We start from the raw sequence: 22,997 nt of genomic DNA, 5'->3' as shown, positions 1-22,997 counted from the left end.
CATCTATGGACCGCGCCAGTTCGGCACCGAGGACCAGGGCTGGGTCGCGCATTTCCTCCTCAGCGCGCTCAGCGGCCGGCCCATCACCATCTATGGCGACGGCAAGCAGGTGCGCGACATCCTGCATGTGTCCGACGCGGTTGCCGCCTATCGCGGAGTGCTGGCCAGGATCGAAAACCTCAAGGGACAGGCGTTCAACCTTGGCGGCGGACCGCGGAATGCCGTCAGCCTGCGCTCGCTCCTGTCGGAGATCGCCATCATGACCGGCCGCGACATCGTGCTCCGGCAGGATATCGAACGCACCGGCGACCAGCCCTTCTTCATCGCCGATACCCGCAAGATAGAGGCCGCGCTTGGCTGGCGCGCGCATGTCCCGTGGCGCGAAGGCATCAGCGACCTTGCCGGCTGGCTGTTGCGGCACCGTCTCCAGCCGCACGCTGAAGTGGCGAGGTACGTCGCATGAAAGTAGCACTGGTCAACCCGCGTTGGACATATGAACACAGCATCTATTTCGGCTGCCGCCAGCCGCATCTGCCCCTGGAGCTTGGCTACTGCAAAGCCCTGCTGGAGACCGACGGCCACAGCGTGCTGATGCTGGACGGACAGTTGCAGAATCTCGACAACGCGGAACTTGCCGAGCGCGTGGCGGCGTACGGGCCGGAAATGACCGTCGTGACCACCGCGCCGACCTATCTGTTCTGGCGCTGCGCGCCGCCGGAGCTGCGGGTGCCGGCAGAATTCCTGAAGCATCTCGCCGGGCGCGGCGGGCGCACCGCCGCCGTCGGGCCGCATGGCTCGGCGACGCCGGCCCCTACCCTGCGCAAGCTTGGCGTCGATGTCGTCGTGCGCGGCGAATGCGAGGAGGTGGTGGCGGAGCTTGCCGGGCGCGGCGAATGGAGCGCCGTCCCTCACACGGCGCGGCTCGAGAGCGGCGTGCTGGCCTGCAACGGTGGCGTGAGCGTCAGCCGCTTCGTCGACCACCCGGCACTTCATTGGCCGTCCGATTGGATTGCGGCCCATTCGCACCACCATCATCGGTTCGACGCGGACCAGAAGGGCGCCGGTGCCGAGGTGGAAGCTTCGCGGGGTTGCCCCTATAATTGCAGCTTCTGCGCCAAGATCGATTTTCGCGACGCCTACCGCCGCAGGAACCACGACGCGGTCGTCGCCGAGATCGACGGTCTGATGGCCCAGGGCGTCGGCTACATCTACTTCATCGACGAGATTTTCCTGCCCCAGAAGGCGCTGCTCGAGGCCCTTGTCGACCGCGATATCCAATTCGGCGTTCAGACGCGCATCGACCTCTGGAAACCGGAGTTGCTGGAATTGTTGGGCGAGGCCGGCTGCGTCTCGATCGAAGCTGGCCTGGAAAGCCTGACCGTCGAAGGCCGCGAAATGCTGGCCAAGCGCTGTCGGCTGGGCACTGAGGAACTGGCCGCGCTGCTGGTCGATGCCCGCCGCCATGTTCCTTTCGTCCAGGCCAATCTGATCGGCGTGGTCGAGGACGATCCGGCCCTGGTGGAGTATTGGCGCAAGCACCTCATTGACAACGGTGTCTGGGCCAACGAGCCGGTGCCGCTCTATCCCTATCCGAGCTCGCCAAGCTACCGCGAGCTGTGGGGCGAGCCCGACGATTTCGCCTGGGAGCGCGCGCATGAGCATTATCTGGCTTCGTTCAGGACGTTCAGCGACATCCAGGATCAGCGCCCGCGCGCGCTGGCCGAATTGGAGTCCTCATGCTGCAATCATTGATCCATCGCCCGCGGCGCATCCTGATGACCACCGACTCCGTCGGTGGCGTCTGGCGATATTCGCTCGACCTGGCGCGCGAGCTCACCGCCCGAGGGGACAACGTCGTGCTGGCCGGGCTAGGGCCTCGGCCTTCTCGGGAGCAGGCACAAGAAGCGCAGTCCTTCGCGACGCTCGCCTGGCTCGAGACCCCTCCGGACTGGATGACGCGCAACGAGAGCGATCTCGACGGCCTGCCCGGCGAGCTTCGCGAGCTTGCAACGACCTGTGCCGCGGACCTCGTTCATCTTAACGCTCCGGCCCAGGCGGCCGAGGTCGATCTGTCCTGCCCCATCCTCGTGGTCTCGCATTCCTGCGTCGTGACGTGGCTGCATGCCGTGCGCGGTCAGGTCCCGACCGACGGCTGGGCCTGGCAGAAAGACCGCAACAGGGCCGGTTTCAATCGCGCCGATATTGTGGTGGCACCCAGCCGAAGCCACGCCGACATGCTTGAGGCCTGCTACGGGCCGGTCGCGCGGCTAAGTGTCGTCCACAACAGTGCTCTTCCCGGCCCGGTCGCCTCGCGCCGCGAGCCTTTCGTCCTGGCCGCCGCCCGCTGGTGGGATGAAGGAAAGGACGCGGCTGTGTTGGATGCCGCGGCTGCCATGACGGAATGGCCGGTCCATGCCGCCGGCCCCCTCGGCGGGCCGGACGGGCAGATGGCGTGTCTCGATCATTGCGTCGCGCTCGGCTCGATCGGCCATGCCGAAGTGCGTCAGCGGATGGCGCGGGCCGGCATTTTCGTTTCGCCATCGATCTACGAGCCCTTCGGGCTTGCCGCTCTGGAAGCCGCGCTCTCGGGCGCGCCGCTGGTCCTCGCCGACATCGCGACCTATCGCGAACTCTGGGACGGCGCGGCTATGTTCTTCGACACGCGCGATCCGCATGCGCTTGCCGGATGCATCGCCCACCTCTCCCGCGACGAAAATTTGCGGCGTCAGCTTGGCCGGCGCGCCGTCCGTCGCGCGCGCAAATTTTCGCCGCAGGCGCAGGCGGTCGCGATGAGTGAAATCTACGATCGCGCGGCGATGGCCGTCGCAGGGCGCTGAGCATGCATTTTGTATTCTACACCCATTCCGTCGTTTCCGATTGGAACCATGGCAATGCGCATTTCCAGCGCGGCATCATGCGCGAGCTTGTTGCGAACGGACACCACGCCCTCGCGCTCGAACCCGCGGACGGTTGGAGTCGTTCGAACCTTCTGGCCGAGCAAGGCCCCTTCGCCGTCGAGCGCTTCCGGAAGGATTTTCCCGAGCTGATGCCGGTGACCTACGATGCGTCCTTCGATCACGAGGCCTGGATTGCGAAGGCGGATGTGGTGATCGTCCATGAATGGACCGATCCAGATCTTGTGGCGCGGATCGGGCGGGCCAAGCTCAACGGCGGCAAGTTCACGCTGCTGTTTCACGACACGCATCACCGCGCCGTGTCGGCGACGCAGTCGATCTCGGCACTGAACCTGGAGCACTATGACGGCGTCTTGGTCTTCGGCGAGGCGTTGCGGGAGAGCTACCTTCGCGCCGGCTGGGGCCGACGGGCTTTCACCTGGCATGAAGCAGCGGACGAACGGTTGTTCAAACCCTCTCCCGAAGTCGACGCCGTATCGGATCTGGTCTGGGTCGGCAACTGGGGCGACGACGAACGCAGCGCCGAAATCCACGAGTTCCTCGTCGCGCCGGCACGCGAGCTTGGCCTGTCGGGAACCGTTCACGGGGTGCGCTACCCAGCGCAGGCGCGGGCCGCGCTCGCCGACGCCGGCTTGCGCCACGAGGGCTGGATCGCCAATGCCGACGTCCCGAAAGCGTTCGCGCGGCATCGAGTGACGGTGCACATCCCGCGCCGACCCTATCGGGACCATCTGCCGGGCATTCCCACGATCCGCATCTTCGAGGCATTGGCCTGCGGCATTCCCCTCGTCTCTGCGCCATGGTCGGACGTGGAAGAGCTGTTCCGTCCCGGCAAGGACTTTCTGTTTGCCCGCGACGGCTCCGAGATGCGCCAGCACCTGCGCGACGTGCTGCACGACACCGGGCTTGCGAAGGCTCTGGCGGCAGCCGGGCTAGAAACCATCCTGGCACGGCACACATGCCGGCGCCGCGCCGACGAATTGTTCGACATACTCGCCGCATGCGGCAATCGCCATGCGGTTGACGGGGTGCCAACAAGGGAGGCCGCCGCATGAAGATCGCCTTTTACGGATCCAGCCTGCTGTCGTCCTATTGGAACGGCGCCGCCACCTATTATCGCGGCCTGCTGAAGGCACTTTCCCGGCGCGGTTACGACATCGTCTTCTACGAGCCGGACGCCTTTGACCGGCAGAAGCACCGCGACATCGAGGTTCCCGACTGGTGCGACGTCGTCGTCTACGAGGCGACGCCGGATGCGCTGATGCAAGTCACTTGCTGCGCCGCGCAGGCCGACATCGTCGTCAAGGCAAGCGGTGTGGGCTTCGAAGACGAAGCACTGTTGCGCGCCGTGCTCGACCACGCCCGCAATGACGCGCTGACGGTGTTCTGGGACGTCGACGCCCCGGCGACGCTCAGCGACTTGCGGAACGATGCCGGCCATCCTCTCCACGAGGAGCTCAAAAGGATCGCCCTCGTGCTGACCTATGGCGGCGGAGATCCGGTCGTGTGGGACTATAGGGCGCTTGGCGCCGCCGAATGTGTGCCGATCTACAACGCGCTCGATCCTGAGACGCATTTCCCTGTCGCCCGAGATCCCCGCTTCGCCTGCGATCTCGCCTTTCTCGGCAATCGCCTGCCGGACCGCGAGGCCCGCGTGGAAGGCTTCTTCCTCGAGCCGGCCGGAGCGCTGGAGGACCAGAAGTTCCTGCTCGGCGGATCAGGCTGGGGCGACAAGGCGATGCCGGAGAATGTCTCCTGGCTCGGCCATGTCGGCACTCGAGACCACAACGCCTTCAATGTCACGCCGAAGGCGGTGCTGAACATCAGCCGCGACAGCATGGCCAGCAACGGCTTTTCGCCGGCAACGCGGGTGTTCGAGGCGGCCGGCGCCGGTGCATGCCTCATCACCGATGCCTGGGCCGGTGTCGAGCTGTTCCTTACGCCTGGCGAGGAAATCCTGGTGGCGCGGGACGGCGCCGATGTTGTCGAGACCATGTGCACGCTCACACCAGGGCGCGCAAAGGCGATCGGGGCGGCAGCGCTTCGGCGTGTTCTGGCCGAGCACACCTACACACTGAGGGCTGAACGGGTTGACGCAATCTTCAAGGCGCATTTCGAGCGCGAGACCGTGGAGGCTGCAGAATGACGAAGGCACTCGACATCGTGTTCCTGGGTCTTTCTCTGTCCTCCTCCTGGGGCAATGGCCATGCGACGACGTTTCGGGGGCTGCTGCGGGGCCTCGACGAGCTCGGCCATCGCGTCACCTTCCTCGAACGCGACGTGCCCTGGTACGCGCACCACCGCGACCTGCGCGACCCCGATTATTGCGACTTGCGCTATTACGACAGCGTCCACGAGCTCCGTCGCAACCATGAACGAGACCTTCAGCAGGCCGATGTCGTGGTCATCGGCTCGTTCGTGCCCGAAGGCAGGGCGGTCATCGACGACCTGGCGTCACTGTGCACCGGGCTATTCTGCTTCTACGACATCGACACGCCGGTGACGCTGGCCAGGGTTGCCGAGGATGACTGCGACTATCTCGCCCGCCGGCAGATTCCCTATTTCAACCTTTATTTCTCCTTCACGGGCGGACCGACCCTCCATCGCCTGGAGCTCGAATTCGGCGCGCGTCGGGCCGAACCGCTCTATTGCTCCGTCGACCCCGAGCGGCACCATCGAAACCGAAATGTGATCAAATGGGATCTAGGCTATCTCGGCACCTACAGTCCGGATCGGCAACAGACCCTGGAAACGCTTCTGCTCGAGCCTGCGCGTCGACTGCCGGATCGACGCTTCGTGGTTGCGGGCTCGCAATACCCGCACGATATCGACTGGCCCGATAATGTCGAGCGGATCGAGCACCTGCCGCCGGCCGAGCATGCCGGATTTTATAGCCGGCAGCGCTACACGTTGAATGTGACACGCACTTCGATGGTCGAAGCCGGATGGTCGCCCAGCGTCCGGCTTTTCGAAGCAGCGGCGTGCGGGACGCCGATCATCAGCGATCGCTGGCCCGGCCTCGACAGTTTCTTTCCGGCTACGGCGATACAGACGGCCGGCAGCGCAGATGATGTGACGGGAATTCTTCTGGGACAGCCGGACCGCGCCAGGCTCACCATGGCCAGGCAGGCCCATTCGCTGGTCCTGGAAAGACACACCGGAGTTGCTCGGGCACGAGAGTTCACGTCGATGCTGGCGCGGGCAAGACAGACACGTCCGGTGCTCGATCTGGATGTCGAAAGTGCAGCATGACAGGCAGACAGGAGAACACACAGATGCGGCGTTCAAGAAAGGCCCAACAGACACGGACGGCGCTTGTCGCCGGCGGTGCCGGTTTCCTCGGTTCGCACCTATGCGAGGCCCTGTTTGGCATCGGCTATCGCGTGATCTGCATCGACAACTTTCTCACCGGCCGAATGGAGAACATTACGCCGCTTATCGGCCAATCGCGCTTCCGGTTGATCGAGCAGGATATCTGCAGCCCGCTGGAACTGGGTGAGCCGGTCGACCGTGTCTTCAATCTGGCATGCGCGGCGTCACCGCCCCGCTACCAGGCCGATCCCGTTCACACCACGCGCACTTGCGTGGTCGGGTCGCTCAATCTGCTCGAGCTTGCCGTTCGCGACGGTGCACGGTTCCTGCAGGCATCGACCAGCGAAGTGTATGGTGATCCCGAGCAGCATCCGCAGCGCGAGGACTATCTCGGCCATGTGAACTGCACCGGCCCGCGCGCCTGCTACGACGAAGGCAAGCGCACCGCGGAGACGCTTTGCTTCGACTATCTTCGGGCCGATCGGGCCGACGTGCGTGTCGCCCGTATCTTCAACACTTATGGCCCAAGGATGGACCCCGCCGACGGTCGCATCGTCTCGAATCTGGTCATGCAGGCACTTGAAAAGCGGCCGATGACGATATTCGGCGATGGCCGGCAGACGCGATCCTTCTGCTACGTCACCGACCTGGTGGAAGGCCTGCTGCGGCTCATGGACATCGAGCCCAATCCGCGCCAACCGATCAATCTTGGCAACCCCGGGGAATTCACCGTCCTCGAACTGGCGAGCCTGGTGAGGGAACTGACCGGCACCAGGTCGCCCGTCAAATTCCTGCCTTTGCCGGAAGACGATCCTCGCCGGCGACGCCCCGATATAGCCCGTGCGAAGGAGCTTCTCGGATGGGCCCCCAAGGTACCTCTCCGGCAGGGCCTGCTGCAAACGGTCGTTTACTTCGCCGAACTCGAAGGCAGCGCGACCGTGTCGCCCGCCGCCGCGACCAACAGGCCCGGAGCAGACGGATTTGAAACCGGCGGCCCGCAGGATCCCGATGCGTCCGGCGTTCTTTTCACCGAAGCGGAACATCCGACCGAGATTCTGGTTGGGCCCGATAACCGGCACGGAGAACGCAGTCGTGCAGTCGAAGCGATCAGCCAAGGACATCGAGCAGATGGCGGCCGCGGAAACCGCCGCCTTCCTGCGACGAGCCTCCATCACCTACCTCGAATGTTGCGTCAGCCTGATGATGACGCATCTTCAACGCGAAGAAGTCGCAACCATCCTCGAGCGGGAAGCTGACATGCTGCGCAGGCTGGACTGAGCCCCCAGCGCCTCAGACGAATGACGAACAAATAGCATATGAGCCCCGCAGTCTGAGGTCCGAACGTCCACCTCGCCAATGAAGGGGACCCGATATGAGTCTCGGCACAATCCTCATTATTATCCTGATCTTGTTGCTGATCGGCGCGATCCCGGCCTGGCCGTATTCGTCGGGCTGGGGCTATGGGCCTTCGGGCGTGCTCGGCGTCATACTTGTCATCCTGGTGATCATGGCGCTCATGGGCCGGATTTGAGGCCGAGCGGGCGAGATTCCATTAGCCGCACTCCGAACGTCGCGTCCTGCGCTGGCCGTTCGGAGACAACCCGGCAACGGGAGTCTTGAACGTCGACCGCATCGGCGAATTTTCCACCTCTCAAGGAACATTCCTGACCGGTCACAGTTCGGCGCGAGGAACTTACCTCCAACAACAGAGGCGGCGGTTTCGTGACATCGAAAAAGGTTCGCATCGGCATCGTCGGTGTCGGCAATTGCGCATCCTCCCTAGTGCAAGGCCTCACCTATTATCGTCAGGCAAAAAGCAACGAGCCGATCCCCGGGCTGATGCATGCCGATCTCGGCGGCTACCATGTCGAAGACATCGAGGTCGTCTGCGCCTTCGACGTCGCCAAGAGCAAGGTCGGGCGCGATGTGGCCGAAGCAATCTACAACGCCCCGAACAACACCTTCCGTTTTGCCGATGTGGCGCCGATCGGCGTGCGCGTGCAACGCGGACCTACACTCGACGGCATCGGCAAATATCTGCGCGATGAAATCGAGGAAGCGAATGAGCCGGTCGCCGACGTGACCGCAGGCCTTCGGGAAAGCGGGGCCGAGGTGCTGGTGTCCTATCTGCCGGTCGGCTCGGATGCGGCAACCCGCTATTATGCCGAATGCGCGTTGGCGGCCGGGTGCGCTTTCGTCAACTGCATACCGGTCTTCATCGCTTCGCGGCCGGAATGGCGCCGCCGCTTCGAAGAGCGCGGCCTGCCCCTGATCGGAGACGACATCAAGAGCCAGGTCGGCGCTACCATCGTTCACCGGCTGCTCGCCAATCTGTTTCGGGAGCGCGGGGTGCGCATCGACCGCACCTACCAGCTCAACTTCGGCGGCAACACGGACTTCCTCAACATGCTGGAGCGTGAGCGGCTGGAATCGAAAAAGATCTCCAAGACGCAGTCGGTCACCAGCCAGATCGATGTACCGCTCGAGCCCGGCAACATCCATGTCGGACCCAGCGATCATGTGCCTTGGCTCACCGACCGCAAATGGGCCTATATCCGGGTCGAAGGCACGACCTTCGGCGGCGTCCCGCTGAATGCCGAACTCAAGCTGGAAGTCTGGGATTCGCCCAACTCCGCCGGAGTGGTAATCGACGCGGTGCGCTGCGCCAAGCTGGCGCTCGATCGCGGTATCGCTGGGGCGCTCACCGGCCCTTGCAGTTATTTCATGAAGTCTCCGCCGGAGCAGTTCACCGATGCCGAAGCCCGCCTGCGCACGCTCGCCTTCATAGCCGGTAGGGGCGAGCCGATGCTCGACGCCGCGGAATGACAACGACTATTTTCCTCGTGCGGCATGCTGCGTATGACAATGTCGGCCGCTATCTGGCAGGCCGCCAGGATATCGATCTTGGCCAAACCGGCCAGGCACAGACGCTGCGTCTGGCCCGCCGTCTGGCGAGGGAACCGCTGGCGGCCATTTTCAGCAGCCCGCGCAAGCGCACCTTGGAAACCGCGAAACCGATCGCTGTCGCCTGCAATATCGAGCAGATCGGAATCTGCCAGGAATTGGACGAGATCGATTTCGGCGCATGGTCCGGCAAGACATTCGAAGAGCTGGCCGATGACGCCGCCTGGCGGATGTGGAACGACCAGCGACAGAGCGCCCGAACACCGAGCGGCGAGACCATGCAGGACGCCCAGCAGCGGATCGTCGACCTCATGGACGTGCTGCGCGAACAGGCCCCAAACCGATGCGTTGCGCTGATCAGTCACGCGGACGTCATCAAGGCTGCGGTGTGCAAGGTGCTTGGCCTTCAGCTCGGCGACTGTTTTCGCTTCGACATCGAACCTGCCTCGATCACCACCGTCGTCCATGGCGACTGGGGCTCTAAGCTCATTCGCCTGAACGAAATCGCCTGACTGGAGCTGCCCGATGCGCATGGTGATCTTCGGCCTCACGGTCACCTCTTCCTGGGGAAACGGACATGCCACGCTTTGGCGCGGGCTGATACGCGCGCTGGCGCCACTCGGCTGGTCGATCAGCTTCTTTGAGCGCGACACGCCCTACTATGCCGGCGCAAGGGATCTCACCCATCTCGATGGCGGCCACGTGGTGCTCTATCCGGGATGGGATGATATTGCCCAGGCTGCGGCAATCGCGGTCCGGCAGGCTGACGCGGTCATCGTCACCTCCTACTGCCCGGATGCTGTTGAAGCCTCACGCCTCGCGCAGGAGAGTTGCCGTGGGCTCAAGGTGTTCTACGATCTTGATACCGCGGTGACGCTCGCGCGCATCGAGCAGGGCGAGCAGCCTCCCTATTTCGGTCCGGAAGGCCTTCGCGATTTCGATTTGGTGCTGAGCTACACCGGCGGCGAGGCGCTCGGTGCGCTCAAGTCCATGCTGGGGGCGCGCCGCGTCGTGCCGCTCTACGGCCATGTCGATCCGGAGCGTCATCGGCCGGCAAAGCCCAGGCCCGAGTTTGCTGGCGATCTGTCCTACCTCGGCACTTATGCCTCGGATCGCCAGGCCGGCGTCGAGAAGCTGCTCGTCGCGCCCGCCGTCCGGCTGCCGGATCGCCGTTTCGTCATTGGCGGCGCTCAATATCCGCAGGAGTTTCCGTGGAGCGACAACATCTTCTTCGTCAGGCATTTGCCGCCTGCCGATCATCCGGCCTTCTTCTGCTCGTCACGTCTCACCCTGAATGTCACCCGCGAGGCCATGGCGCGCAAGGGCTGGTGCCCCTCCGGCCGGCTGTTCGAAGCGGCTGCCTGCGGCGCCGCCATCGTTTCCGACGACTGGCCGGGTCTGGACGACTTCTTCGAGCCCGGCTGCGAAATCCTGCTTGCACATTCCACCGACGATGTGGTCGCCGCGCTCGGTTTGTCGGACGGCGAGCTCGAGGCGTTGCGCCGCCGAGCCCGCGAACGCGTCCTCGACGAGCACACATCCGCACGCCGCGCCGCGGAACTGGACCGGATTCTGGTCGAAGCCGCCACCGCGCCAGCAAGCGAACCGATGAAGGAAACAGTCTGATGTTGGGTATCGTGCCTGCGGCGGGGCGCGGCAGCCGCATTCAACCGCTGGGTTTTTCCAAGGAACTGCTCCCGGTTGGCAGCCGGATGGACGGGCAAACCGAGCGTCCGTGCGCGGTCAGCGAGTATCTGGTGCGCCGAATGGTGCGCAACGGCGTCGACAGGATCTGCTTCATCATCGGTTCGGGTAAGTCCGATATCCTCGAATACTATGCGGCCGGCTATGACAGCGCGGCCGCGATTTTCGTGGCCCAGCCCTCTCCCGTCGGTCTTTGCGACGCGATCTTCCGCGCCGCCCCTCTCGTCGCGCCGCAAGAGACCGTCCTGATCGGTCTGCCGGACACGATCTGGTTCCCCGAGGACGGCTTCTGCCATCTGCCGGACGACCGGCTGTCATTCCTGCTGTTTCCTGTAGACCGTCCCGAGCTTTTCGACGCCGTGGTTGTCGATCAGGACGGCCGCGTCGAGCAGATTCAGGTCAAGCAGCAGGACGCAGCCACCGACTGGGTCTGGGGCGCGTTCAAGATGCCGGGCTGCATCTTTCAGCGGCTCGCGGCGCTTTGGCGCGAGCGGGACGGCTGCGACGAGTATTTCGGAACGCTGGTCAATGCTTACCTTGCTGCCGGCGGTGAAGCCTGGGGCATCAAGGCGGGATCGGCTTATGTCGATGTCGGCACCTTCAACGGCTACCGCACGGCGCTCCGGCTGCTTGAAAACAACGACGCCTCGGAAGACGATGGCACGGCGATATTCGTGCCGCCGAGCCGCTCGCACGTGCCATCCTTGCCAGGCGAAGGAGGCTGACCATGCTGCATTCCGACGCGGAAATTCGCCGCCGCATCGATGCGCTTGGACCGTGGTTCCACAACATGCAACTGGCGGGCGTGGAGACCGCTCCCGACCATTTCCTCGGCAACTATCCTCTGGTGAAATGGCAGAAATTCGCGGATGCGATCCCGGCCGATCTCTCGGGCAAGTCGGTGCTCGATATCGGCTGCAACGCCGGGTTCTATTCCATTGAAATGAAGAAGCGAGGCGCCGATCGCGTGCTCGGCATCGATTTCGACGTGGACTATCTGACGCAAGCGCGTTTCGCGGCCGAAATCGCCGAGTGCGACATCGAATTCCGGCAATTGTCGGTCTACGACGTCGGCGCGCTCGGCGAGACCTTCGACATCGTGCTCTTCATGGGCGTGCTTTACCATCTACGCCACCCGTTGCTGGCGCTCGACCTGATCCGCGAGCATGTTGCGCGCGACTTGATGGTCTTCCAGTCGATGCAACGCGGGAGCAGCGAAATCCTCGCGCTCGAACAGAACTACGATTTCTGGACGCTCGACCTGTTCGATCAATCCGAATTCCCGAAGCTGCACTTCATAGAGCACCGCTACGCCGACGATCCGACCAACTGGTGGATCCCGAACCGCGGCTGCATCGAGGCGATGCTCCGCAGCGCCGGCTTCGAGATCCTGCTTCACCCGGAAGACGAGGTCTACTTCTGCCGCGCGTCCGATGAGCCGGCGGGTGAAGGTGCGGTCTACCCGTCGAAAGGACGAAATGATGATTGAAGCCGCCATGATCTGGAACGAGCCCAACAACAAGTCGCATTGGGACCCAGAGCTCGATTCGGACTGGAGCCGCTTCGCCGGCATGACTATCCTGGCGGCGGACGCGATCGGGCTTGAAAACCCGGCGATCACCAGGGTGCTTGGCGGCATTTCGCCGATCGATGCCGGCTTCATGTCGCTGATCAGGGGATATGGTGTCCTCGACCATGTCGACGCCGTCGCCGTGCACGGCTTCCCGCTCGACTGGAACCTTTGGCAGATCCATGAATGGCCGCAAAAGCTCGGCGAGATCGCCGAAGTCACCGATCTGCCGATCTGGATCAGCGAAGTCGGCGTGTCGAGCTTCGGCGCCGAGGAGGTCCAGGTCTGGGGCCTGCGGCGGACGGCGGAGCTTCTGCTTGGCAACGCGCCCCGCGTCCAATGGTATAGCCTTTATGATTTGCCGCATGCTTGGGGAGCGACCACACGGCATCGCGAGGTGGAAGGCTCCTCCTATTACCGTCATTTCTACATGGGTCTTCTGCGCGAGGATGGCTCGCCCAAGCCCGCGCTCGAAGAGTTCGTGCGGCACACTCCGGAAATGGGCCTCGTCCAGTGGTTCCATTTCGAGGACCACCGACTGGACGACGCCGTTGCCTGGATGAAGCGGCTGGGCGTCACCAGTCTGCGCACCGGCCTCTCTTGGGCCGACAGTTTCAGACCGAATGCCCTCGATTGGTTCGATCGCCAGATGGAAGCCCTGGCAGACTTCAACGTCACCATCACTTTCTGCTTCACGCCCGAGCACCGAGGCCTGCAGCCCCATCACACCAGCCCGCCACAGGCGCCCGAAGAGTTCGCCGAGTTCTGCGCGAAGATGGTGCGCCGCTACGCGCCTGGCGTGCGCGACGCCGCGATGCCGATGCGGCGGGTCTCGGCCGCATGAGGGCACTTCGGCTCGATCAGCCATGACGCTTACCGTGCTCAACGTCGCCTATCCGCTTGCGCCTGTCGGCCTCGATGCGGTCGGCGGCGCCGAGCAGGTGCTGTCCATGCTGGATCACGCACTGGTCAGGCAAGGTCATCAATCCATTGTCGTCGCCTGCCGGGGCTCCAGCGCGGCCGGGACCCTGGTCGAGACGCCTGCCGAAACAGGCGCGCTCGACGAGACGGCAAAGAGCCGCGCCCAGGACGCGCACCGCGCGGCGATCGCAGCCGCGCGTGCGCGCTGGCCGATCGATGTCGTCCATCTGCATGGCATCGATTTCAATGCCTATCTTCCCGATGACGGCCCCACGCTCGTGACACTGCACCTGCCGCTTGCCTGGTATCCGGCCGGAGTGCTGAGCCCGGCCCGTGAAGACCTGTGGCTGCATGCGGTCTCGGAGGCGCAGCAAGAAACCGCGCCGGCCGGATCGAGACTGATCGCGCCCATCCCAAACGGGGTTGACGTCAATGCGCTTGCCGACCCCCGGTCGCATCGCAATTTCGCGCTCGTGTTAAGCCGAATATGCCCGGAAAAAGGCATCCACCTGGCGATCGACGCCGCGAAGCGCGCTGGAGTGCCGCTTGCAATTGGAGGGCAGATATATCCCTACCGGACACATGTTCAGTATTTCGCCGACGAGGTGGAGCCTCGCCTCGACAGGCGGCGGCGTTTCCTGGGACCGCTCGGGTTTTTCGCCAAGCGGCGGCTTCTCAACGCCGCCCGCTGCCTGGTCATTCCGAGCCTTGCCGCGGAAACGAGCTCGCTCGTTGCCATGGAAGCCCTCGCCTGCGGCACGCCGGTTGTGGCCTTCCCGAATGGCGCCCTGCCCAATGTCGTTGAGCACGGCAAGACCGGCTTCCTGGTCAATGATATCGACGAGATGGCGATAGCCATCGACGCTTCGGCCGACCTCGACAATGAAACATGCCGGGCCGAGGCGCGAGACCGGTTTTCGCTCGATCGCATGGTTTCGGCCTATATGGATGCCTATCGGGCATTGGCAAAGCTCGGCGATTCCCGAGCACGGTTGGGAGCCGCCGGGTGAGCGGCCTGCGTGCCGATGTCATCCGCGACCAAGAAGCGCTCGACGGTCTAGAGCAGCATTGGTGGCCGCTCTGGTCGCAATGCAGCTCTGCTACGCCTTTCCAGTCACCCGCCTGGCTCCTGCCATGGTGGCGGACATTCGCGCCGGGCGATCTCTCGGCGATCGCCGTGTGGAACGGAAACGATCTCGTCGGCCTGGCACCACTCTACCTCGAACGGCACGCTTCCGGTTTACGCCTGCTTCCGATCGGAATATCGCTGAGCGACTATCTCGATATTCTTTGCGCACCCAAGTTCGAAGAAGCCGTCGGTACCTTGATTGCCGAGGCTGTGCTTTCGCTCGAATGGTCGCAATGGATCCTGCCGGACCTTTCGACTGAAGCCGCATCCCTGGAGCTTTTGCTGCCCGATATCGACGAGTGCCGATCTACCAGCCATGCTGCCTGCCCCGTGATTGCCATGGCTGGCGACGGGACGCTTGCAGGGTGCGTTCCCGCGCGGCGAAGACGCCAGCTGCGTCGCGCGCTGCGAGCCGCGCAACGGAGAGGCCGGGTGACGATCAACCGGGCGGAGGCCGCGCCGGAGATATTTCTCGGTCAGCTGATCCGCCTGCACGACGCCCGCTGGGCCGGACAGGGCGGCGGCGTGCTGACGCAAAGCGCGATCGAGTTTCATCGCAATGCCTTGCCCCGTCTCGCCGCGAGCCATTTGGCGCGGTGCTGGCTGATGGAAATCGACGGCGCCGTCGTCGGCGCCTATTACGGTTTTCATCACCACGACCGCGCCTATGCCTATCTCGGCGGCTTCGACCCCTCCTATGCATCGGAGAGCCCCGGCGCCATTCTGATCGGCAAGGCTATCGCCGAAGCCGTTCAGGACGGCGCGCGAGAGTTCGATTTTCTACGCGGCCGGGAGAGCTACAAATACAGCTGGGGAGCAGAGGACCGATGGACGATACAAAGGGTCTGGACCCGGAGCGCCTCGCCATGACCACAGCAGACCGAGTGAGGTCGACCGCGAGGCATATCCTCGAGGATTGCATGGCGACCGACCTGTCCGCCGAAGTCGCGGTCGCCAGATTGGCCGTCGAGACGGATATGCGCGCGCCAGAATTGGCGGACGTCGCATTGGTCATGCGTACAAGCGCTGTCAAGCAAAGGGGCTGGCTCGAGGACATCGCCGTGCTTCTTTCGGGCGAGGCAGATGCCTTCGATAGTCTGAGGTCAACGGCAGCTTCGGTTTGCCATGACCGTCTGCGCGGCGAAACCGGTGAGATGACGATCCGCCGGCTGGCCGGGGGCTTTGACGAGGCGGTCGCCATCTCTCCGGCAGCCAGCGTCCAACTTTCGTCGCTTGGCGATGAGGAAAAGCTTTCGGCTGCAACGGCCGAAATCGTCTCCTGGCTGGAGCGACAGGATTTTACCGGCGCGGACAAGACAATACTCGATATCGGCTCCGGCATCGGCCGCTTCGAATGCGCGCTCCACGCCAGAGCGAAGCATATCGTCGGCATCGATATCTCCCCCAGGATGATTGCCGTCGCGCGCCGACGCTGCGCCGGTCTTGGCAATGTTGAATTCCGCCGGACCTCCGGCCTCGATCTTGGCGAATTCGTCGATGCGGGTTTTGATGGCGTGCTGGCGGTCGACAGCTTCCCTTACCTGGTACTTGCCGGCGTCGCCGAGCGGCACTTTATCGAAGTGGCGCGCGTGTTGCGGCCGGGAGGGATGGCGGCAATCCTGAATTATTCATACCGGATGTCGCCCGCCGTCGATTCCTCCGACATCTGCCATCTCGCCCGAATATGCGCCATGGACGTCCTCATCGATGGCGAGATGCCTTTCCGTCGATGGGACGGCACCGCCTTTCTTATTCGTCGTACCGGCGGAACATAACCGACGGACCGAAGTTCGGCTCCCAGACCACTTGGGCAGAATCTGGAACACCCAGGAGAAGAAGATGGCGTCCGGCGGTAAGAAACACATGGGACGCGGCAGTCAGGGCAAAGGTGCCGGGACCGGAGCGAAGACGACGGTTCCGAAAGACATGATTGGCGAAAATGACGTCCTGTCGAACCGGGATAAGAAGCAGCATACAAAAGAACGCGGCCTCGACAGCAATCGGATCAAGTCCGATCAGTATCAAGACCACGCGGCAAACCGGATTCCGGAAGACTGATCTTGCGGGGACTATCGCAAGACTTTGCCGACTCGCAACGGATCAGTTCAGGCAAAGGGTTTTCGCTCCGCCACGATCTGCTGCGGGGCTGAAGCTGATCGGCGGCTGTAAGCGCCTTGCAAACTCCGGCCGTGTATGGTCTCAAGTGAATCTCGAAGGGGCCACATTTGCTAAGAGAATGCCATGTCTCGTCCGAGCCAGCGCGATCCCGTAAGCCAGGCAAGCCTGGGCATAGACCAAGAGATCGCGTCGTTGTTGACCGCCATTGAGCAGGAAAAAGTTCCTGATCGGCTGACCAAGCTCGCGATCGAGTTGCAGAATGCGCTGATCGAGAAGCGCCGGTGCAAAAAGGAGAACTGACGGCAAGCCTCATCGATGCCTGTCAGCGCTTCTGTCCCAGTGATCTTCCGCAACATGGTCGTGTCTTTCGACCAGCGCTTGCGATGAGCTTTCATCAAGGAATTCCAAGACGCTTGCACGCGCGCGGTTGAGACGGCTTTTAACGGTACCGACCGCGCAATCGCATATCTCCGCGGTTTCTTCATAGCTGACGCCCAGCACTCCGATCAGCGTCAGCACCTCGCGCTGATGTATCGGAAGCTTCTGCATAGCGCGGTAGACTTCCTTGGTCCGAACGGACCAGTCCTGCGAGGCTTCCGAAATCGGCCGGCTGGAGGCGCAGTCAAGCAAACCGGGCGCCTCCCTAGCTGCCGCCTTGACCCGCGTGTAATGCGTATTGCGCATGATGGTGAAAAGCCAGGACTTCAATCGCGTCCCCGGCTCGAACTTGTCCAAGTTCGCAAGCCCCTTGGTCAGGGTCTCCTGCACCAAATCGTCGGCATCATCGGGCAAGCGGCAAAAAGTGCGCGCAAAAGCACGCAAGGCAGGAATGAGGTCGACGACAGCGACCTCGCCCGGTACGCAGTCAGGCACGGCATGGCCTTTGGGTAACACGGTTCTCACCCCAGCAGAGAGAGTTGATGGGCATTGATTAGGGAGAATGCGTGACGATGATGATCGTTCCTGTTGTAAGCGAACTTGCTTGAACCTGGGCCAACCAATGGCGGCGTCGCGGTTCGAGCTAGAGGAACCAACTCGCCACCAATCCCCCGGCGGCCGCAAAGATCACCACGGTAGTGATGCTCCGAGGATGTTCGTGCTCGGGCTATTGACCTGGTCGCCCGTGACCCTGCGATCGCTCGTCATCAAGGGTCAACAGCAGCGGAGGAGTGGAAAAGCCCTGCACGATTCCAGCCCAGACCAGTGCCTGCATCGGATGTTGCGAAACGCTTGCAGGAGCCCGATTGCTACAGGCGAGAGCGCCGCGCGGCCTCGGTGCCTGCGCGCGCCAATCGAGCGACCGCCTCGATCAGCACTTTGGTCTCCACGGGCTTAGACAGCCTCGGCGAATCCCGGAACCGATCCGGAAAGACGGTCGCGCTGTCATAGCCGGTGAGGAAGAGGAACGGCACGTCTCGCGCGGCGAGGTGCTCGGCCAGCGGAAAGCTGCGTTCGCCCTGCAGGTTAACGTCGAGCACCGCGCCATCCAGCTCGACGCCATCGATCTGCTCGAGCGCCTGTTGGACCGAAGGCGCGGGCCCCACGACATGGCAGCCTGCATCGGTCAATTCGTCGGAGAGGTCGAGCGCAACCAGGAAAGCGTCCTCGACGACGAGGATTCGCAGGCCCGATAATGGAGCGCTCTTGTTCATGCGTAGCCGGGCAGCGGCTCGAAGGCTTCGGTTCGGGCAAGGGGGATTTCAAGCAGGCACTCCAGGCCGGTGGGCCGGAAGTTCAATTCGACACTCCCCCTCAGCTCGTACTCCAAACTCTGCTGGATGAAAGTGGTTCCAAAATTTCTGCGGGATGGCTCTTCCACGGCCGGACCGCCGAGTTCCTTCCAGCTGATCGAAAGCATGCCCGGCTTCACCACGTTCCAGGAGACCTCGACGCGTCCGGTCTCGGCGGAAAGCGCCCCATATTTGGCGGCGTTGCTGGCAAGCTCGAAGAACACCATGCCGAGTGTCGCCGCCGTTGCCGCATCGAGGTGGAACGGCCGGCCGTGAACGACTAGGTTCTGGCGTCCCGTGCTGCTGTAGGGGGAAAACGTCGCCCTCAGCAGTTCCTCGAGGTCGGCGTCGCCCCAATTGTGGGAAGACAGGACCTCATGCGTGCGCGCCATCGCGTGCAGTCGCTCATGGAATGATGTCGCGAATTCCCCCATTGAGCTTGACGAGCGGATCATGCGCGAGGTCAGTGCGGTGATCGTGGCTAGGATGTTCTTCACACGATGCTGCAGCTCGTGCAGCAGCCTCTCCTGAGCGCGCTCGGCCTCCTTATGGTTCGAGACATCGACCAGGGCCGCAATAGCGCCCCGAACCCTGCCGGACTCGTCAAACAGCGGATTGGCCGACATCATCACGTCGATGCTTGAGCCGTCCCCCTGCGCGATTCGGGCTTCGTAGCCGGGGACGGGCTTGCCCGTTCGCATCGCCTTCTGCAGCGGCTGCTCGTGCGTTTCCACCACGGAGCCGTTCACCATCAGCGGCAGGACCGCCGGCACAGTGCTGAGCTTGCCGTCCGCGGCGCGCCGGCCGGCGAGCTCGGCCGCGCGGCGATTGGCGCGGATGGCATCGCCGTCGTCGTCTTCGGCGATCAAGATGCCGACAGGCACAAGATCCAGAACAGTCTCCAGGCTTTCGAGGCGGTTGCGCAGGTCGTGCGACAGCGCGCCGATCTTTTCCTCCGCCTGCGCGATCTGGGTAATGTCGACGAAGGTGACGACGACGCCGGCGATGACATTGTCTACGGTGCGGTAGGGCATCACGCGCATGATGTAGCGCTTCGCGCTTTCAATGACTTCCACCTGCCTTTCTATCGTCCCCAGCCGCTGCAGCACCTGCTCCATGTCTGCCTGCAGCCGGTCCGCGGCAAAGCGCGGCCGCACATGCGCGAGCGGCCGGCCGACATCGCTTTCGACCAGCCTGAACAGGTCCCGCGCCGTCGGCGTGAAGTTCTTGACGCAAAGATCGCGGTCGAGGAACACGGTCGCGATCTGCGTGCTTTCGAGCAGGTTGGACATGTCGTTGTTGGCGCGGCTGAGCTCGTCGACGCGGATGTTGAGCTCGGCATTGACGGTCTGCAGTTCCTCGTTGATCGATTGCAGTTCTTCCTTCGAGGTTTCCAGTTCCTCGTTCGAGGACTGCAGCTCCTCGTTGATGGAAGACAGTTCCTCGTTGGAGGACTTCAACTCCTCGTTGGAGGATTCGAGCTCCTCCGTCGTGATCTGGAGCCGCTCCTTGGTCTCACGCAGCTCCTTTTCGAGCTGACTGACATTGGCGCTTTCGACATCGTCGGTCGTGTGGACGGGCTCGTCCTCGGTATCCGCCTTGATGCCGCCGATATCCCGGAAGACCAGCATGTAGAGTGGGTCCGTCCCGCCCTCGGCCGGCAGCGGCTGCACGGCGAGGCTGATCGTCTGGCGGCCGCCATTGGTACCGACGTTGATCTTGTTCTGAACCGCCACCTGGCCGGTGCTGACGGCTTTGTGAAGCGCAGCCCTTAGATCCATGCGCAGCCCGCGCCGCGCCATGGAAAAAACGTTGTGGTCGGGAGCACCGGCCGCGAGCTCGAGGTATTTGCCCGTGCCTCCGGAACTGTGCATCAGTTCGCCCGCCGCGTTGATGACCACATAGGCCGGCGCATAGCGCTCGACGAGAAAACGCTCAGCGACTTCCTGCACAGTTCCTGTCGTCGTCCGTTGCCGCACGGCCGGCGCAGCCTGTCTGGCCGCGGCGGCAAGCGGGAATTCCGGCAGCCGTTGCGCAGCGACCCCGCTGCGCTTCTGGAAGATACGGCTCGCCTTGTCGACGGTCGAGAACAGGCGCGCATGGCGCGTGACGTTCTCAGAAGATCCGAGAAAGAGATAGCCGTTGCTGCGCAGCGCGTAATGGAAGATCGGGATGATCTTTTCCTGCAGTTCCGGCCCCATATAGATCAAGAGATTGCGGCACGCGACCAGGTCGAGCTTGGAAAACGGCGGATCGCGTAACAGATTGTGCGCCGAAAACAGGCAAGCCTCTCGCAAATCGGCGGAAACGCGGTAGGTGCCGTCCTCGCGTGAGAAGAACTCCTTTAGCCGCTTCGGCGCCACGTCGCTCGCCATCGTTGCCGGGTAGCGCCCGGCGCGCGCCACTTCCAGCGCGCGCTCGTCGATGTCGGTGGCGAAGATCTGCAGGTTGGGAGAAGCGGCGCCGCGCGGCGCGTTCTCCTTCAGAAGCATAGCGATCGAATAGGCTTCCTCTCCGGTGGCACAGCCAGGCACCCACACCCTGATCGTCTCGTCGGGCTTTCGGTTCTCGAAGAGCTTGGGGACGACGAAGCGTTCGAGCGCATTGAAAGCCTGCGGGTCCCGGAAGAAGCTGGTCACCCCGATGAGCAGGTCCTGGAACAGGAGATCGACCTGCTGCGGCTCGTCGCGCAACCTCTCGTAGAACACGGTGGGATCGTCGATCTGGAGCACCTGCATGCGCCGCTGGATGCGCCTCAGGATGGTGTTGTCCTTGTAGCCGCTGAAATCATGGCCCGTGCGCACGCGAAGCAGCGCCGCGATGCGCGAAAGCTGCTCGGCCACTCGCGCTTGCGTCGGTCGCGCTCACTTTCGTCGCGGGTGGCGTGGCTGAAATAACCAACCAGCTTCGTCGCCATTTCTTCCGCCGGAAGCACCATGTCGATCATGCCGCTCTGCACGGCGCTGCGCATCATGCCGTCATATTCGGCGCCTGCCTGCGCAAGCGTCAGCCCGCCGTGCTCCTTGATCGCCCTCAGACCGATGGTGCCGTCGCTGCCCGTTCCGGAAAGAATGATGCCGGCCGCATCCTCCCCTTGATCCTGTGCCAGGGACGTGAAGAAATCATCGATCGGCGTCCGTTTGGAGCGCATGGCGGCCATCTTGGCCACATGAAAATGCTGCCCCTCAGTGGTTACCGAGACACCGGGCGGCGTTACGTAGATGTGGTCGGGCTCGATCTCCAGGCCCTCGGCCGCGGTTTGCGTTTCAATCGCGGTGGAGCGCTGGATGATCTTGGCCAGAACGCTTTCATGCTCGGCGTCCAGATGCTGGATCACTACAAAGGCAAAGCCGCTGTCGGCCGGCACTTCCGGAAAGAACTTCTGCAACGCCGCGATGCCGCCCGCCGAGGCGCCGATGCCGATGATGGGGAATGGCGCGGCTTCCCTCGCGCCACCGCGCGAGCTAGCCTTCGCTTTCCTTGCCGTTGCCTTCGTCGCCGCCTGCGCCATTGTCTGCTACCCGTGCCCGCCTGCTTTCCAGGATGCGCTCGATCACAGCTGCATCCGCTTCGTATTCCTTCGCGCGCCGGCCAATCTCGCTGGCGAGTTTGGAGCGATTCTGCGCCTTTTCCCGCTCTGCTCTGCGCCTGGCAAACTCTGCCCGCTGCTGATGCGACCGCAGCAGGCTCCACAGAATCTCATCCGCCTCGCTGGCCTGCGCCTCCATCACCGCGTCGGCGGTGAAAGCATGCCCGGTATGGCACCGATAGCGCAGCATGTCACCGTCTTCGATCTCCCACAGCGGCCCATGGCATTCCGGGCATGTAAACACCGACAGTTCGCCAAGTCGATCTGGTTCTTTCATGGTGGAATGCTCCTGCGCGGCGATGGCCGCTTCCAACCGCACGCCTGACGGCGCCGGTAAGGTTTCGCCCGCCGGCTCGGCCGCCAGCTTCGTCAGCAGGCCGCCCAGTCTGGCGGCGGGTTCGCAATGATCGATTTCGACATAAAGCTGCGCGCTTTCCACCATGGACGGCACCAGCGCGTCTTTCGGGTGCTGGATCACCGCGAGACCGCCGACCGCCTTGATCGCCCGCAAGCCGGCGGTGCCGTCGGAAAGCGAGCCCGACAGCAGCACGCCGATGACGCTTGCGCCGAAGGTCAGCGCTGCCGAGCGGAACAACGGGTCGATCGACGGCCGGGCCAGGTTCTCACGCGGCCCACGCCGCAGCATCATGTGATCGCCGTGGAGGAGCAGGTGGAAGCCGGGCGGCGCGACATAGATATTTCCCATCTTGAAGCACGCGCCGTTCTTGGCGACAGAGGCCTTCAGCGCTCCCGCGCGATCGAGGATTTCGGGCAGATAGCTGATCTGGCCGACATGAAGCACGATGAAGACGGCCGCCGGCAGATCGGCGGGAAGGTCGCTCACGATCTTCCTCAGCGGCTCGACGCCGCCCGCCGACGCGCCGATGACGATGATGCAGCGATTGCGCGCCTCTCCTTGCCGCGAACTCGTCTCGGCCTCGCGGGCAGGTGAGATTCGGTTTCGAAAGTCGGCCATGGCACCCCTATCGGGTCGCCCCCCGGCCCATAACACAATGGGCGAAGGCAGGACTCTGTTCCATGGGCGGCGCACGCAACGATCGCCGGATCGGCAACAGCACGAACGGGTCTCGGCCGAACATGCGCA

At 63.5% G+C, this 22,997-nt stretch carries 23 protein-coding genes and 1 pseudogene; 19 read left to right on the top strand and 5 right to left on the bottom strand.

All coding sequences use genetic code 11. The features are described from left to right. The 19 genes and pseudogenes from EOA32_RS04560 to EOA32_RS38390 all read left to right on the top strand — a co-directional run. Positions 1–463, top strand: a 463-nt coding sequence (locus EOA32_RS04560) for an NAD-dependent epimerase/dehydratase family protein (protein WP_128370991.1), incomplete at its 5' end; no start/stop codon positions are given. Beyond that, positions 460–1,752, top strand: a complete 1,293-nt coding sequence (locus EOA32_RS04555; RefSeq protein WP_095779481.1) for a TIGR04295 family B12-binding domain-containing radical SAM protein — start codon at positions 460–462, stop codon at positions 1,750–1,752. The genes EOA32_RS04560 and EOA32_RS04555, both read left to right, overlap by 4 nt. After that, complete coding sequence (locus EOA32_RS04550; protein ID WP_128370990.1) at positions 1,737–2,837, top strand: glycosyltransferase family 4 protein; 1,101 nt, start codon at positions 1,737–1,739, stop codon at positions 2,835–2,837. Before EOA32_RS04555 ends, EOA32_RS04550 begins: the two co-directional genes overlap by 16 nt. A gap of 2 nt (positions 2,838–2,839) precedes the next feature. After that, positions 2,840–3,970 carry a glycosyltransferase gene (locus tag EOA32_RS04545; RefSeq protein ID WP_128370989.1) on the top strand — a complete coding sequence of 377 codons (1,131 nt, stop codon included), beginning with the start codon at positions 2,840–2,842 and terminating at the stop codon, positions 3,968–3,970. Next, positions 3,967–5,061, top strand: coding sequence for a glycosyltransferase (locus EOA32_RS04540; RefSeq protein WP_128370988.1), 1,095 nt, complete (start codon positions 3,967–3,969; stop codon positions 5,059–5,061). The genes EOA32_RS04545 and EOA32_RS04540 overlap by 4 nt, the downstream gene beginning before the upstream one ends. Continuing rightward, a complete protein-coding gene (locus EOA32_RS04535) occupies positions 5,058–6,167 on the top strand; it encodes a glycosyltransferase (protein WP_128370987.1) in 1,110 nt (369 codons plus the stop codon). The genes EOA32_RS04540 and EOA32_RS04535 overlap by 4 nt, the downstream gene beginning before the upstream one ends. Before the next feature lie 23 nt (positions 6,168–6,190). Continuing rightward, positions 6,191–7,147, top strand: a pseudogene (locus EOA32_RS04530) (UDP-glucuronic acid decarboxylase family protein); the annotation flags it as partial. Between the two features lie 452 nt (positions 7,148–7,599). After that, entirely contained in the window at positions 7,600–7,758 is a 159-nt protein-coding gene (locus tag EOA32_RS04525; protein WP_066991972.1) for a DUF3309 domain-containing protein, read from the top strand. 191 nt (positions 7,759–7,949) lie between these two features. After that, on the top strand, positions 7,950–9,053 hold the full coding sequence (locus tag EOA32_RS04520) for an inositol-3-phosphate synthase (protein ID WP_067320599.1): 1,104 nt from the start codon (positions 7,950–7,952) through the stop codon (positions 9,051–9,053). Next, positions 9,050–9,643, top strand: coding sequence for a histidine phosphatase family protein (locus tag EOA32_RS04515; RefSeq protein WP_128370986.1), 594 nt, complete (start codon positions 9,050–9,052; stop codon positions 9,641–9,643). Before EOA32_RS04520 ends, EOA32_RS04515 begins: the two co-directional genes overlap by 4 nt. A 13-nt stretch (positions 9,644–9,656) precedes the next feature. Further along, positions 9,657–10,757: a glycosyltransferase gene (locus EOA32_RS04510; protein ID WP_128370985.1), complete on the top strand. Its 1,101-nt coding sequence runs from the start codon at positions 9,657–9,659 to the stop codon at positions 10,755–10,757. Next, positions 10,757–11,560, top strand: a complete 804-nt coding sequence (locus EOA32_RS04505; protein ID WP_067320592.1) for a sugar phosphate nucleotidyltransferase — start codon at positions 10,757–10,759, stop codon at positions 11,558–11,560. The genes EOA32_RS04510 and EOA32_RS04505 overlap by 1 nt, the downstream gene beginning before the upstream one ends. A gap of 2 nt (positions 11,561–11,562) precedes the next feature. Then, on the top strand, positions 11,563–12,324 hold the full coding sequence (locus tag EOA32_RS04500) for a TIGR04290 family methyltransferase (protein WP_066991958.1): 762 nt from the start codon (positions 11,563–11,565) through the stop codon (positions 12,322–12,324). Further along, positions 12,317–13,249 carry a beta-xylosidase gene (locus EOA32_RS04495; protein ID WP_128370984.1) on the top strand — a complete coding sequence of 311 codons (933 nt, stop codon included), beginning with the start codon at positions 12,317–12,319 and terminating at the stop codon, positions 13,247–13,249. The genes EOA32_RS04500 and EOA32_RS04495 overlap by 8 nt, the downstream gene beginning before the upstream one ends. A gap of 22 nt (positions 13,250–13,271) precedes the next feature. Further along, on the top strand, positions 13,272–14,336 hold the full coding sequence (locus EOA32_RS04490; RefSeq protein ID WP_128370983.1) for a glycosyltransferase: 1,065 nt from the start codon (positions 13,272–13,274) through the stop codon (positions 14,334–14,336). Next, entirely contained in the window at positions 14,333–15,325 is a 993-nt protein-coding gene (locus EOA32_RS04485) for a GNAT family N-acetyltransferase (protein ID WP_128370982.1), read from the top strand. Before EOA32_RS04490 ends, EOA32_RS04485 begins: the two co-directional genes overlap by 4 nt. Further along, positions 15,322–16,230: a class I SAM-dependent methyltransferase gene (locus EOA32_RS04480; RefSeq protein WP_128370981.1), complete on the top strand. Its 909-nt coding sequence runs from the start codon at positions 15,322–15,324 to the stop codon at positions 16,228–16,230. The genes EOA32_RS04485 and EOA32_RS04480 overlap by 4 nt, the downstream gene beginning before the upstream one ends. A gap of 64 nt (positions 16,231–16,294) precedes the next feature. Continuing rightward, positions 16,295–16,513: a hypothetical protein gene (locus tag EOA32_RS04475; protein WP_066992288.1), complete on the top strand. Its 219-nt coding sequence runs from the start codon at positions 16,295–16,297 to the stop codon at positions 16,511–16,513. Between the two features lie 183 nt (positions 16,514–16,696). Next, complete coding sequence (locus tag EOA32_RS38390) at positions 16,697–16,873, top strand: hypothetical protein (protein WP_082980368.1); 177 nt, start codon at positions 16,697–16,699, stop codon at positions 16,871–16,873. Positions 16,874–16,882: 9 nt separating this feature from the next. On the opposite strand, the gene EOA32_RS04470 is transcribed toward EOA32_RS38390, so the two are convergent. The 5 genes from EOA32_RS04470 to EOA32_RS04445 all read right to left on the bottom strand — a co-directional run bounded on the left by EOA32_RS04470 (position 16,883) and on the right by EOA32_RS04445 (position 22,868). Continuing rightward, a complete protein-coding gene (locus tag EOA32_RS04470; protein ID WP_348626979.1) occupies positions 16,883–17,467 on the bottom strand; it encodes a sigma-70 family RNA polymerase sigma factor in 585 nt (194 codons plus the stop codon). A gap of 353 nt (positions 17,468–17,820) precedes the next feature. Then, positions 17,821–18,225 carry a response regulator gene (locus EOA32_RS04460; protein ID WP_066991949.1) on the bottom strand — a complete coding sequence of 135 codons (405 nt, stop codon included), beginning with the start codon at positions 18,223–18,225 and terminating at the stop codon, positions 17,821–17,823. Beyond that, entirely contained in the window at positions 18,222–21,146 is a 2,925-nt protein-coding gene (locus tag EOA32_RS04455) for a CheR family methyltransferase (protein ID WP_128370980.1), read from the bottom strand. The genes EOA32_RS04460 and EOA32_RS04455 overlap by 4 nt, the downstream gene beginning before the upstream one ends. Continuing rightward, entirely contained in the window at positions 21,059–21,814 is a 756-nt protein-coding gene (locus tag EOA32_RS04450; protein WP_128370979.1) for a chemotaxis protein CheB, read from the bottom strand. Before EOA32_RS04450 ends, EOA32_RS04455 begins: the two co-directional genes overlap by 88 nt. Continuing rightward, positions 21,768–22,868, bottom strand: coding sequence for a chemotaxis protein CheB (locus EOA32_RS04445; RefSeq protein ID WP_082980458.1), 1,101 nt, complete (start codon positions 22,866–22,868; stop codon positions 21,768–21,770). Before EOA32_RS04445 ends, EOA32_RS04450 begins: the two co-directional genes overlap by 47 nt. Between the last annotated feature and the right edge of the window lie 129 nt (positions 22,869–22,997).

Source organism: Mesorhizobium sp. M1A.F.Ca.ET.072.01.1.1, from assembly GCF_004023325.1.
Classification (GTDB): domain Bacteria; phylum Pseudomonadota; class Alphaproteobacteria; order Rhizobiales; family Rhizobiaceae; genus Mesorhizobium.
This window is presented reverse-complemented; position numbering and strand designations above follow the sequence as displayed.

What these genes read in the sequence shown, in the direction of transcription:
- EOA32_RS04555 (WP_095779481.1), top strand. Translation starts at nt 460, where the DNA reads ATGAAAGTAGCACTGGTCAACCCGCGTTGGACATATGAACACAGCATC.
- EOA32_RS04550 (WP_128370990.1), top strand. Translation starts at nt 1,737, where the DNA reads ATGCTGCAATCATTGATCCATCGCCCGCGGCGCATCCTGATGACCACC.
- EOA32_RS04545 (WP_128370989.1), top strand. Translation starts at nt 2,840, where the DNA reads ATGCATTTTGTATTCTACACCCATTCCGTCGTTTCCGATTGGAACCAT.
- EOA32_RS04540 (WP_128370988.1), top strand. Translation starts at nt 3,967, where the DNA reads ATGAAGATCGCCTTTTACGGATCCAGCCTGCTGTCGTCCTATTGGAAC.
- EOA32_RS04535 (WP_128370987.1), top strand. Translation starts at nt 5,058, where the DNA reads ATGACGAAGGCACTCGACATCGTGTTCCTGGGTCTTTCTCTGTCCTCC.
- EOA32_RS04525 (WP_066991972.1), top strand. Translation starts at nt 7,600, where the DNA reads ATGAGTCTCGGCACAATCCTCATTATTATCCTGATCTTGTTGCTGATC.
- EOA32_RS04515 (WP_128370986.1), top strand. Translation starts at nt 9,050, where the DNA reads ATGACAACGACTATTTTCCTCGTGCGGCATGCTGCGTATGACAATGTC.
- EOA32_RS04510 (WP_128370985.1), top strand. Translation starts at nt 9,657, where the DNA reads ATGCGCATGGTGATCTTCGGCCTCACGGTCACCTCTTCCTGGGGAAAC.
- EOA32_RS04505 (WP_067320592.1), top strand. Translation starts at nt 10,757, where the DNA reads ATGTTGGGTATCGTGCCTGCGGCGGGGCGCGGCAGCCGCATTCAACCG.
- EOA32_RS04500 (WP_066991958.1), top strand. Translation starts at nt 11,563, where the DNA reads ATGCTGCATTCCGACGCGGAAATTCGCCGCCGCATCGATGCGCTTGGA.
- EOA32_RS04495 (WP_128370984.1), top strand. Translation starts at nt 12,317, where the DNA reads ATGATTGAAGCCGCCATGATCTGGAACGAGCCCAACAACAAGTCGCAT.
- EOA32_RS04490 (WP_128370983.1), top strand. Translation starts at nt 13,272, where the DNA reads ATGACGCTTACCGTGCTCAACGTCGCCTATCCGCTTGCGCCTGTCGGC.
- EOA32_RS04480 (WP_128370981.1), top strand. Translation starts at nt 15,322, where the DNA reads ATGACCACAGCAGACCGAGTGAGGTCGACCGCGAGGCATATCCTCGAG.
- EOA32_RS04475 (WP_066992288.1), top strand. Translation starts at nt 16,295, where the DNA reads ATGGCGTCCGGCGGTAAGAAACACATGGGACGCGGCAGTCAGGGCAAA.
- EOA32_RS38390 (WP_082980368.1), top strand. Translation starts at nt 16,697, where the DNA reads ATGTCTCGTCCGAGCCAGCGCGATCCCGTAAGCCAGGCAAGCCTGGGC.
- EOA32_RS04460 (WP_066991949.1), bottom strand. Translation starts at nt 18,225, where the DNA reads ATGAACAAGAGCGCTCCATTATCGGGCCTGCGAATCCTCGTCGTCGAG.
- EOA32_RS04450 (WP_128370979.1), bottom strand. Translation starts at nt 21,814, where the DNA reads ATGGCGCAGGCGGCGACGAAGGCAACGGCAAGGAAAGCGAAGGCTAGC.
- EOA32_RS04445 (WP_082980458.1), bottom strand. Translation starts at nt 22,868, where the DNA reads ATGGCCGACTTTCGAAACCGAATCTCACCTGCCCGCGAGGCCGAGACG.